The 12279-nt window shown below is 43.6% G+C and carries 15 protein-coding genes; 11 read left to right on the top strand and 4 right to left on the bottom strand.

The annotated features are described in order from the left end of the window. Positions 1–198 precede the first annotated feature (198 nt). Positions 199–1212, top strand: coding sequence for an acyltransferase (locus tag R7Q11_RS22600; protein WP_158173519.1), 1014 nt, complete (start codon positions 199–201; stop codon positions 1210–1212). Here R7Q11_RS22600 and R7Q11_RS22595 read toward each other — a convergent pair. Continuing rightward, positions 1209–1538, bottom strand: coding sequence for a DUF2500 domain-containing protein (locus R7Q11_RS22595; RefSeq protein WP_005378719.1), 330 nt, complete (start codon positions 1536–1538; stop codon positions 1209–1211). The genes R7Q11_RS22600 and R7Q11_RS22595 overlap by 4 nt on opposite strands. Before the next feature lie 328 nt (positions 1539–1866). On the opposite strand from R7Q11_RS22595, the gene R7Q11_RS22590 reads away from it, so the two are divergent. The 4 genes from R7Q11_RS22590 to R7Q11_RS22575 all read left to right on the top strand — a co-directional run bounded on the left by R7Q11_RS22590 (position 1867) and on the right by R7Q11_RS22575 (position 4919). Next, entirely contained in the window at positions 1867–2235 is a 369-nt protein-coding gene (locus tag R7Q11_RS22590; protein WP_005378717.1) for a hypothetical protein, read from the top strand. A 1081-nt stretch (positions 2236–3316) separates the two neighbouring features. Beyond that, positions 3317–3937 (top strand): lysoplasmalogenase, encoded by a 621-nt coding sequence (locus tag R7Q11_RS22585; protein ID WP_005389670.1) that lies wholly within the window; start codon positions 3317–3319, stop codon positions 3935–3937. Positions 3938–4006: 69 nt separating this feature from the next. Continuing rightward, a complete protein-coding gene (locus R7Q11_RS22580; protein WP_005378711.1) occupies positions 4007–4228 on the top strand; it encodes a YecH family metal-binding protein in 222 nt (73 codons plus the stop codon). A 106-nt stretch (positions 4229–4334) separates the two neighbouring features. Then, positions 4335–4919: a YhgN family NAAT transporter gene (locus R7Q11_RS22575; protein ID WP_005389671.1), complete on the top strand. Its 585-nt coding sequence runs from the start codon at positions 4335–4337 to the stop codon at positions 4917–4919. Between the two features lie 57 nt (positions 4920–4976). On the opposite strand, the gene R7Q11_RS22570 is transcribed toward R7Q11_RS22575, so the two are convergent. Together R7Q11_RS22570 and rsmD are read right to left on the bottom strand one after the other, a co-directional pair. After that, entirely contained in the window at positions 4977–5243 is a 267-nt protein-coding gene (locus R7Q11_RS22570) for a DUF1145 domain-containing protein (protein WP_005378704.1), read from the bottom strand. A gap of 25 nt (positions 5244–5268) precedes the next feature. Then, positions 5269–5868: a 16S rRNA (guanine(966)-N(2))-methyltransferase RsmD gene (gene rsmD / locus R7Q11_RS22565; RefSeq protein ID WP_005378702.1), complete on the bottom strand. Its 600-nt coding sequence runs from the start codon at positions 5866–5868 to the stop codon at positions 5269–5271. Positions 5869–6098: 230 nt separating this feature from the next. On the opposite strand from rsmD, the gene ftsY reads away from it, so the two are divergent. The 6 genes from ftsY (at position 6099) to glpG (ending at position 11694) form a co-directional block, all read left to right on the top strand. After that, on the top strand, positions 6099–7349 hold the full coding sequence (ftsY, locus tag R7Q11_RS22560) for a signal recognition particle-docking protein FtsY (RefSeq protein ID WP_225466741.1): 1251 nt from the start codon (positions 6099–6101) through the stop codon (positions 7347–7349). 22 nt (positions 7350–7371) lie between these two features. After that, on the top strand, positions 7372–8046 hold the full coding sequence (gene ftsE, locus R7Q11_RS22555; RefSeq protein WP_005393800.1) for a cell division ATP-binding protein FtsE: 675 nt from the start codon (positions 7372–7374) through the stop codon (positions 8044–8046). Then, positions 8036–9004, top strand: coding sequence for a permease-like cell division protein FtsX (gene ftsX, locus R7Q11_RS22550; RefSeq protein WP_005378695.1), 969 nt, complete (start codon positions 8036–8038; stop codon positions 9002–9004). Before ftsE ends, ftsX begins: the two co-directional genes overlap by 11 nt. 176 nt (positions 9005–9180) lie before the next feature. Then, positions 9181–10038, top strand: a complete 858-nt coding sequence (gene rpoH, locus R7Q11_RS22545) for an RNA polymerase sigma factor RpoH (protein ID WP_005378693.1) — start codon at positions 9181–9183, stop codon at positions 10036–10038. Positions 10039–10531: 493 nt separating this feature from the next. After that, on the top strand, positions 10532–10852 hold the full coding sequence (gene glpE, locus R7Q11_RS22540) for a thiosulfate sulfurtransferase GlpE (protein WP_213907451.1): 321 nt from the start codon (positions 10532–10534) through the stop codon (positions 10850–10852). Beyond that, positions 10852–11694 carry a rhomboid family intramembrane serine protease GlpG gene (glpG, locus tag R7Q11_RS22535; protein ID WP_225466740.1) on the top strand — a complete coding sequence of 281 codons (843 nt, stop codon included), beginning with the start codon at positions 10852–10854 and terminating at the stop codon, positions 11692–11694. Before glpE ends, glpG begins: the two co-directional genes overlap by 1 nt. 63 nt (positions 11695–11757) lie before the next feature. Here the strand turns inward: glpG and R7Q11_RS22530 are convergent, their stop codons facing one another. Next, a complete protein-coding gene (locus tag R7Q11_RS22530; RefSeq protein ID WP_005378687.1) occupies positions 11758–12168 on the bottom strand; it encodes a flagellar basal body-associated protein FliL in 411 nt (136 codons plus the stop codon). Between the last annotated feature and the right edge of the window lie 111 nt (positions 12169–12279).

Genomic DNA, 12279 nt, shown 5'->3' with positions numbered 1-12279 from the left:
CAGATTGTTTCGGTTTGGCATCGAGAGTGAATACTGATGCTTGGTTTTTGGTTCTCGTTAAGTGATTAGAGTGGTGATGAAATCCCCGTTGTAGGTCATTGTTGAGTTAAAAATAAGCAAAAACAGATTGTTAACTATTTCACTGGTTGAGATTTACCCTATGCTATAAACGATAAGCGACTCAAAGTAGGGAAAGGTATGAGAGAAAGGGTTCTGTTTTTTGATTTATTGCGCTGCTTCGCAGCGGTAGCAGTGATCGCCATTCACGTCTTGGCACCGTATCGAAATGAGTTAGGAGTGATTCCATTTGACCAATGGCTGACAGCGGTAGGCGTGAATAGCGTAACCCGCTGGGCAGTGCCAGTTTTTATTTTGATCACCGGAGCGCTAATGCTCAGTGACACTCGACCATTTGACGGTAAGTATTATATCAAAAGGCGTTTGGGCAAAGTTTTAGTTCCATTTCTTATTTGGTCGATGTTTTATGCATACCTTTCAGGCTGGACTTCTCAAGGCTTTGATTTTGAAACCGTAAAAGAGGTATTAAGCAATAGCCCATTCCACGCAACGTATTACCATCTCGGCTTTTTCTATTACTTTATACCACTGTATTTTGTGATTCCGCTGTTTCAATGGATGGTACGCAACGTGGATGACAACGTCTTGTATACCTATCTCGCATTTTGGCTTTTCACCAACACTCTGTTCTTGTTCAAGATTGATGGCCCTTGGAGTAATCAGATGTGGCTTTATATGGGTTACCTTCCACTGGGGTATGTTTTATTTCAAAAGGTACCTTTGAATCGCTCTATGGTGACCTTATTTGTTGGGCTAGGACTCGTGGCGTTGGCAGTGACCTTTACGATGGTTGTGACAAATAGCTTAGAGGCGGAGAAGTATACGGTTGGGCGCTGGCTCTCTTATAAAACACTGAATGTGATTCTAGCGGCTTCGATGATTTTTATGATCGGGCGTTACTTTGGTGAAGGCTTATCACCAAAAGTACAAAAAGCGGTCAGTGTGATCAGTCAGCACAGCTTGGGGATTTACTTACTTCACCCTATTTTCTTATGGCCGATGAAAGAGTTCGGTTGGTACACAGGACATCCTGCTTGGGTGATTCCAGTCTGGATCGTTCTAAGTGGATCTGGAGCCTTGGCGATGAGCTATCTCTTTTCTCGTTCTGCCAAGACTCGTTGGTTACTGCCTTAACGTTTGATAGCGAAGTGAAGGAACTTGTTGCCGCGATAGGTCAGTGTTCCCTTATCTCCAGGGTTGAGTGCATGGTAGTAATGCACTCCAATTTGGAATTCACGCTTTGGACCGATAGAACCACGTTGAACGTAAATCCAATACTCTTGATCGTCTTGACCTGGTGGTGCGTTTGGTATGTCTATCGCTTGTTTATCTAAAACCGTTACCTGCGCGCTTTGCTCTGGAGCGTCTTCGCCCACATAGTGCTTACTATAAAAACGGAAAAACACCCACGCGCCCAAGGCAATAAGGGCGAATAGGGCGAAAATAAGTGAGATTGGCATATTAACCTCCAATGTTTTATCGGGTCCCATTCTACAGAACTCGCTGACGAAACGATGAGTTGAGGTAACTTATTCATAATCTAATGAAAGGGACATGAATTTTATTCGGCGCACTTCACGGTTTATCTCAATGGGGACGCGATGAAATTGTTGCTTCATCTGTAAGCTACGTCACTAAAGCTGAACTAAGCAGCTTTCACTTGTCTGGCTATATGAGCTCAAGGGCACAAATTGAAAGTAAAATTGCACTTAACGGCTCGAAAAAGCTCTAAATTTATAGAAGAATAAAAATAATGAACATAGGAAGGGTCTGGTAAGGAGGGTTACGATGTCAGATATTGAAAAAGTAGTCATGCGTACCCGAACGATCGAAAAACTTTTGCGTACTCAGTACCATGCAGAAGGGAAAGGGTTGCACCAACTTATTAATAGTTGTGAAGAACGTTTACCGCATGACGTGATAGCAAAGCTTCGATTCATCGCAACCGTGCGTAACAAAGTGGTGCACGAAGACGATTACAAGCTGGATGATCGTAAAGGCTTTATGGCGGCATGTGATGCTTGTGAAAAAGAGCTGACACCAAGAAGCTCTCGCTTTATTTGGCGTACAGCAATTTTGCTAATGACGTTGATTACGCTGGCCGCTCTTGGTTTCTACTATATGCACTGGGATATTTTGTCTAAGCACATTCAGTAGAGCTATACAGATAAATAAAAAAGGACGCATTTGCGTCCTTTTTTATTTTAAATCATTGGGTTAGTACATCATTGGCAGTGTCATTAAACCCACAACCACTGCAATCATAACCAGCCCTTGTTTTTGAGAAGATGAAATCATAACACTACCCCTTAATCTTTGATGAACTCGATGAATTTAATATAGCACTGTTTTTGGGGTTTGATCAACATATGCTCGTTAATCTTTTCAAAAACCACACTTAACTTGTCTGGTTTTACGTGATTCTGACTAATGAAACTATGTTTTTTGTGCTGTATTTAAAGTGTTCACATTGTTTTATTTCTATCCTTTTTTGTTTTAAGTGTATGATTTTATAATGTTAAATGGTTTGTGGTGTTGGCTTTGTAATTGTTTTTTGTTTCGAATGGTATGTTGGGTGTTTATTTTGTCTGTATTTCTCAAAAATTGAGAAAATTAAAAAATGTGCTATGAGGTTGCATCGTCAAATCGAAAGCATGGAGTGAGATTTTCTTACCTTATGAGAAAATATGGGCTTCAAAAGTGTTTAGTGATTTTATGGCTTATGAAGTCCGCACTTTTATCTGTTATTGAAATTATGGTTTTATTTATCATTGACTTACTTTTCTTGTCTGATGTTTTTTTTACTGAATTAAGGTCGGTTTTCTTAGTTTTTACCCCTAGTCATCAGTGGTTTCTCCTCTCTTAGAGCGCTACTAAGACTATTTTCTATTTTGTGTCTGTTATTTATTCTTGTTGCCTGCATTACATACATCCTGGTGGTTTAATCGTCAGTTTGTGAAATGGCGGCTTACCTGGAGCACTTATCTGTTTTTCAGTTAAATAGTTTTAGAAAGCGTTGGTTATTGTGTCGTGTGATTTGATGGGTTCGGCTGATGAGCAAAGCTTGGCCCCAATGTTTAGTGGCATCATTCAGGCTCATCGGCTTTATTATTACGTAGGCTGAGGGTTACAAAATGTTTCGAATCGCTAGCGAGATCCAACTTTCGTAGATTGTGTCTTTACATCAAAACTGGTCTACCTAGACTAGCGGCGAGTTTAAGTAAAAGGTGTATACTGCATGTGGAGTTGGCTGGCGATAGGGCTATCAGGTGTGTATTCCGTGTTGGGAGCAAAGCAAGCTAACCCGACACAATCCCTCGTGTTTAAAATCTTTACTCTGCTACTTCTTCTTGTGTTGGTGTTAACTCAAGGTGCATCCGCAACATATACCTACTGGATTGCGGGTGGGCTTATTGTGTCTATGGTGGCAGATACGCTGCACTCGTTTAAAACTCGTAAGCTAATCTATTTTACGGCTTATCTGGTTGCCCAGGTATGCTACAGCAAGTCATTTTGGGTGCAGCTTAATGGTGAGATTGTCTGGTGGCTGTTGGCCCTGCTGCTTGCAGCGAGTATCGTGGCGTTCTTTTTGTTGCTACCTCAACTCGACTCTCTGGTATTCCCTGTTGTGATCATGGGGATGATGCTGGTTCAACTTGCTTGGGCAGCCGGTGAAGTTTGGTTACAAGTGCCGAGTTACGCCAATGCTATCGGCTTTAGCGGAACCTTAGTTCTCATCTATTCGGCGCTGGCATACGCGATACACGGTTATCGAAAACCGATGAAACACGCCTATTTGTGGGTGAGTGGCAGTTACTTTTTTGCTCATGCCCTCATTGTTGCCTCAATCATTTACTAATTTAAGTCAAAGCAGCTCTTGAGGATTTCAGTAAACTGAACGCATTGTTCTTAATAACTGGAGTCAATAATGAGTGAAATCCATGCTCACGAGCTGCTAAACCTACTTAGAGAAACACCAATGGATCGCGAAGCCCTCACACAGCACTTTGGTGCTAGCGTTCGCTTTCACACCTGTAAACTGAATGATCTAGACTTAGATGCATTACTAGCATTTTTGCTCAAGCGCGACAAAATTCGTGAGCTTGAAGGTAAGTTTGTGGTCAATATGGCGCGAGTTTGCAATCACTAAACGGCGGCTAAGATCGAGGGTGACTATGGTGTTTTCGCCCTCAGTCATATACTCATGTTGTCAGTTTGCTATACACTGGCCGCCATTTTTTAGGTGAGGCCAGAATATGGACATTCTTTCTGCAGCGACCATGCTGTTTCTAATCATGGACCCTCTCGGTAACTTGCCGATTGTGTTGTCTATTCTCAAACATATCGATCCCAAGCGTCGTCGTAAGGTATTGATTCGTGAACTACTGTTTGCCTTACTGATTTTGATGTTGTTTCTGTTTGCAGGACAAAGCATCTTAAGTTTTTTGCATGTCCAGCCAGAAACGCTCAGCATTTCAGGTGGCATTATTCTCTTCATTATTGCGATTAAGATGATTTTCCCGAGTGCTGGCAGCATCACTGGACTGGCAGCAGGCGAGGAGCCCTTTATTGTTCCGATGGCCATTCCTATGATCGCGGGCCCTTCAGTGATTGCAGCCTTGCTTTTACTGTCTTCGCAACATCCAGAGAAAATGTTGGAAATGTCAGCATCAGTCGTAATTGCGTGGGGCGCAACATTTTTTATACTGATGTTTTATGGCTTCTTTAATCGCTTGTTGGGTGAACGTGGCTTGAAGGCGGTAGAACGCTTAATGGGCTTGTTACTGGTGATGATCTCCACTCAAATGTTCTTGGATGGTGTAAAAAGTTACATTGGGTGACGAACGAAACGCAGAAAAAAAGCCGCTCACAAGAGCGGCTTTTTCGTATCTGAGCGATTACATCATGTGTTTACGACGAATATCGAGTAGGGCAAAAATACCAAAAATCAGGATTGAATATTTTTCCCAACTGCTCATTTTTATTTTGTCGCCAAATGCACCAATGAAGATGGCCATTTGTAAACCGTGCATGATGAACAAAAAAGCGGTCATGATGTATAGCGCAATCGCGGCATTGCCGGGAAAGGGCATAAAAATATTTAGGATTAATACTAACCAAACAAAGGCGATAGCCGCTTTGGCCAGCATAATTAGTGCTTTCATTTAAGTATCCTTTTAAATCGAGGCGTTATGCGGAGGTACGTTCGTACAGACGATAGCTCACTTGGCCTGCTGTTTTTTCTCGATGTAATTGCCAGTTTTCTGGTAAGTCGGCAATATTGAGTTCTTTTTCTGTTTCAATATAAATCATCGCATCTTCCGCGAGCCAGCCATTTTGTTCTAGCAGAGCCACGGTCTCATCCAATAGACCTTTGCGAAACGGTGGGTCAATAAACACCACATGATGAGCAGAACCCGGTTGCTTCAAAAAACTCAGTGCGTCGGTATTTACCACTTGGATGTTGTTCGCGTTAAGAGAGGCAACATTCTTTTGTAACTGTTGGAAAGCTTGTGGGTTTAGCTCAACCATGGTCACTTGCTCTGCTTGGCGCGAAGCTGACTCAAATCCCAAGCCGCCAGAGCCAGCAAACAAGTCGAGACATTTTGCCTGTGGTACATCTTGAGCTAACCAGTTAAACAGCGTTTCTTTGACGCGATCTGTCGTGGGGCGTAAGCCTTCAGCATCGTGTACAGGAAGTTTTCTGCCTCTCCATAAGCCACTAATAATGCGAACAAAGCCCGTTGTTGGCTTTTTTTGTGATGAGTTTTGCTGGCGACGTCTTACCATAGATTTTTTGACCGCTAATAAAGTGATACTATATCTAATCGCCCAAGCAATGAGCTTGGAGCTTGGATACAGCCCAGAATATTCAAGATGACAGAGTGTAACACTAATAAGATTAGAATTACCTAATCGGAAAGTTTTCAGAACTTTGTCATTAGCCTTTTTTAGACAGATAATAATCTTGTCAAAAAAGAGTCATTAATAGATAAAAGAACAATCTAGGATAGCCCCAGATGACGGAAAAAAAGAAGCGCGGATTACTTTCGTGGCTAGGTTTTGGTGACGAAGAACAAAGCCCAAAACCAAAAACTGAAGAAACAGTAAAAGAAGAAGCAGTGGAAGCGCCTTCTGAAGAGCAGCAAACCGAAGCGGTTGCTGAGCAAGCGGAAGCTACGCTAGAACTTGAAGAAGAAGCGAAACAATCAGAGACTGCCCCAGCAGAAGCAGAAGCAGAAGCAGAAGCAGAAGCAGAAGCAGAAGCAGAAGCAGAAGCAGAAGCAGAAGCAGAGGAGCCAGAAGTCGTATCGGCCGCGCCTCGTGTTCAAGAACAAGAAAAGCCAACAGAAAGCTTTTTTGCTCGTCTTAAACGCAGCCTAAGCCGAACAAAAGCAAATATTGGTGCTGGCTTCTTCGGTCTGTTCAGCGGTAAGAAAATCGATGAAGACTTATTTGAAGAGCTAGAAGAGCAACTGCTTATTGCTGATGTGGGCATGAATACCACAACAAAAATTATCAACAACCTGACAGAAAAAGCCACACGTGGCGATCTGAAAGACGGCGAAGCCCTTTATGGTTTGTTGAAAGAAGAAATGGCTGAGATTCTTTCTAAAGTCGAACAGCCACTAGAAATCGATAGCAACAAAACGCCTTACGTCATCTTGATGGTGGGTGTAAATGGCGTGGGTAAAACCACGACCATCGGTAAGCTAGCGAAGCAGTTCCAAACTCAAGGCAAAAAAGTGATGCTTGCAGCGGGCGATACTTTCCGTGCCGCAGCGGTTGAGCAGTTACAAGTGTGGGGGGAACGTAATAATGTTCCTGTGATTGCTCAACATACTGGCGCAGACAGTGCCTCTGTTATCTATGATGCGATTGAAGCGGCAAAAGCACGTGGTGTGGATGTGGTGATTGCTGATACAGCAGGTCGTCTACAGAACAAAGCGAACCTAATGGAAGAGCTGCGTAAGATTGTACGTGTGATGAAGAAAATTGATGACTCTGCACCACATGAGATCATGCTAACGCTTGATGCAGGTACAGGACAAAATGCCATTAGCCAAGCGAAACTTTTCAGTGATGTTGCCCCTCTAACCGGGATTACTTTGACTAAGCTGGATGGTACAGCCAAGGGCGGCGTAATTTTCGCTATCGCTGATCAGTTCGGTATTCCAATTCGTTATATTGGTGTGGGTGAAGGTATCGAAGACTTGCGTCCATTTGAAACTCAAGAGTTTATTGACGCACTGTTTAGTCGTGAAGAATAAAAAGAGTTAGAGGAAATCAACGGTGATCAAATTTCAGCAAGTAAGCAAAGCTTACCGAGGTGGTCGACAAGCACTGCAAAAAGTCGATTTTCACCTGAGGCGCGGTGAAATGGCGTTTTTAGGCGGACATTCCGGGGCTGGTAAAAGTACCTTGCTGAAATTGATCTGCGCGATAGAGCGACCAACCGATGGCAAAATCCATTTTAATGGTCACGACATCACGCGTATTCCAAGCAAAGACATCCCTTTTTTGCGCCGCAATATTGGGATTGTTTTTCAAGATCATCGCCTATTGATGGATCGCAGTGTGTACGACAATGTCGCTCTGCCAATGCGTATCGAATCGATTTCTGAAAACGAAATCAAACGACGTGTTTCTGCGGCGTTAGATAAAACGGGCTTACTCGATAAAGCTCGTTGTCTACCTAGTCAACTTTCTGGTGGTGAGCAACAGCGCGTCGGTATTGCCCGTGCTGTGGTTAATCGACCAACGTTGCTGGTGGCTGATGAGCCTACGGGTAACCTTGACCCAGAATTATCCAACCGTGTGTTGCGTCTATTCGAAGAATTTAACCGTGCGGGCGTGACAATCTTACTTGCCACGCACGATGTGGGGTTAGTAAACACTCGCCCACAGTATCGTCATTTTGAATTGAACCAAGGCTTCCTAAGTGAGGTAGAAGACTATGGCAGGTAACAAGCACTCCCAAAAGAAGGGGAAAGGCCGTAGTGCCAAGCGTGCGAATACCGATGGTTTTTTCTCTGTCCACGCAAAACAAGCTAAATCCTCTTTTAGCGCCTTATGGCAACGACCACTAGGCAACATTCTGACCCTAGCGGTCATCTCCATGGCACTTGCCATGCCAGCTTGTTTGTATCTATTGGGGAAAAACGTTGCGGGGGCAGCGGAAGATGTCGCTTCTCCTTCACAAGTTAGTGCTTACTTAGTTGAAGGCATGCCGGATGCGCGAGTGATGGTTCTCAAAGATCAAATTGAAACTTGGCCTTTGGTAAAAGAGGTAGAGTATATTTCACCGCAACAAGGTCTATCTGATTTAAGCCAATATGCAGGGTTCGACCAAGCTATCAGCCTCTTAAGTGGCTATGCGCTACCTGGTGTGTTGGTGATTACGCCAGATTCGGAGCTAAAAAGTGATATTCAGTCATTAGCCAAAGACGTTCGAGAGCAACAAGATGTGACCGACGTGAGACTTGACGAAGACTGGCTAGCGCGTCTTGATGCCATCAAAACTCTCGCGAGTATTATTGTCATTACCCTGACAGTGCTGATGCTCGGTGCGGTATTTTTAATCGTTGGCAATACATTGCGATTTAATGTGCTGGCGAATAAAGAAGAGATTCAAACCATGAAACTGATCGGTGCGACGGACAGTTTCATTCTGCGCCCTTACTTGTACACAGGTATGTGGTTTGGCGTGTTAGGTGCCACTATTGCGTGGTTGGTAACGGCTTTAGTGACCATTGTCATGAATAGTGCGGTGGAAGACCTTGCTGCGTTGTACGATAGCCAGTTCCGCCTGATTGGTCTAAGTTGGGATGAATCTTTGTTACTAATCATCATTGGGAGTCTTTTGGGATGTATTGCGGCGCGCTTTTCTGCGCAACGACATTTAAAAGAAATTGAACCAGTTTAAGTGATGGCGGTCTTATTACTTGGATTTCATTAGCACTAGCTAATTTTGAACCCTTGCTTAGACCAAATGTTTATGGATAATTGCTTCCCCTTCTTGAAACTTGTTCATTTTGAGTTCAAGATATCGAAGCTAAATTGCAATGTAATGCTCCAGATCAGAGATTGATGAGGAATTGAATGACAAAAGAAGCGTATCCGATGGCTCTAGTCACGCAAGATAGCCTTGATAGCTATATTCGCTCAGTAAACAGCTACCCAATGCTGACTGCAGACGAAGAGCGTGAGCTGGCAGAACGATTACACTATAAAGGTGAGATTGAGGCTGCAAAAGGTCTAATTCTTTCGCACCTACGATTCGTTGTTCACGTTGCTCGTGGTTACTCTGGCTACGGTTTGCCAATGGCGGATCTTGTGCAAGAGGGTAACATCGGTCTAATGAAAGCCGTTAAGCGTTTTAACCCAGAAGTAGGGGTTCGCTTGGTTTCTTTTGCTGTCCACTGGATCAAAGCAGAGATCCACGAATACGTGCTACGTAACTGGCGTATCGTGAAAATTGCGACCACTAAAGCGCAACGTAAATTGTTCTTCAACCTGCGTAAGTCGAAAAAGCGCTTGGGTTGGTTTAACAACGGTGAAGTGGAAACCGTTGCGCGCGAGTTAGGTGTTGAGCCTTCTGAAGTTCGCGAGATGGAATCACGCTTAGCGGCGGTGGATTCAACCTTTGATATGCCAACTGATGAAGACGACAGTTCAAACGCTTACACAGCGCCGATGCTATACCTAGAAGACAAATCGTCTGATGTGGCCGACAACATTGAAGCCGCCAACTGGGAAATGCACACCAACAATCGCTTGGGTCATGCATTAGCGAGTTTGGATGAGCGTAGTCAGCGCATCGTGCGTTCTCGTTGGTTAGATGATGAGAAAGCAACATTGCAAGACTTAGCTGATGAGTTCGGTGTTTCTGCCGAGCGTATTCGCCAGCTAGAAAAAAATGCAATGAAGAAACTAAAATTGGCCGTGGGTGAATTTTAATTTCCACTGCTAATTGAAAGTAAGATTTTCATAGAAAGCCGAGATCATGTGATCTCGGCTTTTTTATTGTCGATCGAAAATCGATAGCGTTTGCGATCTGGATTTTATGTGCTACCTGTGTATAACTCTGTGAAGTAATTATTTATCAACTGTTCGAAACCCGGACAAAATAAGGGATTCAAGCACTTTTCCATCTGGGGATAGTTATAGATATACACACAGTTAGATCAGGATCATCACTACATATTGTGGATCAAAAGATCCAAATACACTTTATCAACGCAATTCACAGCTTTATCCACAAATGGTTGGAATGTGTACACTTTTGAAAACCCTGATTATCCATGTGTCTAAGTTTGCCGTTGGATAGGTTACAATAGCGGCAGTATACCCAAGCAGCTTCAAATATGGATTTTATGCTGTACCACGGGCGCTGATTAGTACGTTAGGTTCGAGGTTGCTTGGGTATATTAATAAGACAATGAGAAAGTAAATGGATCAGTTTAAGCATATCGATGTACAAGGTGCGCAAGCGCTGCTCGAGCAGGGTGATGCGAAGCTTGTAGATATCCGTGACCCTCAATCGTTTGCCGTTGCGCATGCGGAGTCCGCGTATCATTTAACTAACGATACGATCGTTGCGTTTATGGATGAAGTGGAGTTCGAACAACCTATTCTAGTGATGTGTTACCACGGTATTAGTAGCCAAGGTGCGGCGCAATATTTGGTTAACCAAGGCTTTGAACAGGTGTACAGTGTAGATGGTGGCTTTGAAGCCTGGCATCGAGCAGAACTACCGATAGTGAGAAATTAATGAAGAGATTGGTAACGTTAAATAATCCACGTATGGCGCAAGCCTTTATTGATTATATGGCCTCTCGCCAAATTGACATCGAAATGATGCCAGAAGGGGATGGGCAATTTGCGCTGTGGTTGACTGATAGCCAGCATGAAATAGAAGCGGAAGCCGAACTTAAGCTGTTCCTTGCTAACCCGTCTGATTCAAAATACAGCGCCGCCTCGTGGGACGTTGCCGATACTCGTAAGAGTACATTTCATTATTCCAGCCCGAGTATCATAAGCATGGTCAAAGCGAAAGCTGGCCCCATGACTTTGCTGATCATGACAGTCTGTATCATCATCTACTTGTTACAAATGTTTGGCTTTGGCAATGGCGTGTTTAAGTTGTTGCACTTCCCTGCTTTTGAGGGGCAACAATGGCAAGTGTGGCGATGGCTAAGTCATGCGTTACTGCACTTTTCAGTAACTCACATCGTGTTTAACTTACTATGGTGGTGGCAGTTGGGGGGCGACATCGAACGTCGTCTCGGTTCCGGTAAGCTATTGCAACTCTTTGTGGTGTCGGCAGCGCTTTCAGGGGCAGGCCAGTTCTATGTTGAAGGGGCTAACTTCGGCGGCTTGTCTGGCGTGGTCTATGCACTGCTTGGTTATTTGTGGATACTGGGTTACCGCTTGCCACATTTAGGCCTTACGTTACCCAAGCCAATTATCATCTTTATGTTGGTATGGTTAGTTCTTGGTTTTGTGCAGCCATTTATGGCGATTGCAAACACCGCTCACTTAGTTGGGCTACTGTCGGGGATGGCGATTGCGCTGTTTGATTCAGGCAAGATGAAATACCAACAGCAAGCCTAAAGCAGATGAAATGAAAAGACCGCTCAAGAGCGGTCTTTTTTTATGTTCAAAACGGATTTGGGTTTATTGATAAAGGTATTTTGTAAACAACAAATCGGCAATGATGGTTTTACCTGTTTCAGGCAAAAGCGTTTCGTTGAGGGTCGTCACTAAGGTTTTGCGCAGATCTTCTCGGCCAGACAGGGACTTAATCGTATCTTCTGTTTGCTTACCCAATAATTCAATCACTGCATCGCGAATCAAAGGTTGGTGATGCTCAACAACTGATAAATCTTGTTGACTCATTACCATGATGTCGATGCGCACTTGCACATAACCTAACTTTTTGCCTTTGGTGTAAAAGTTAGTAGTGAGGTCAGGCTCTAGGGTAAAGTATGCCAACTTAGGTCCAGCTTCTTCCGTTTCAGCCCAACTTGGTGCGGCGAATAGTATGGTTAACGCAAAAATAATTTGGGCTATATAACGTTTGTACATATTTCTAACTTTTCTTTCTCTGGATCGCGATATTCGAATCGCTTCAGTCTTGATACAATGGGCCGTCTATAACAAATAACGGAACTTACGGTTACATACATTACTATGGAC

The organism is Vibrio sp. 970, from assembly GCF_033339075.1.
Note: the sequence above shows the minus strand (reverse complement) of the source record. Positions and strands in the feature narration are given on the sequence as shown.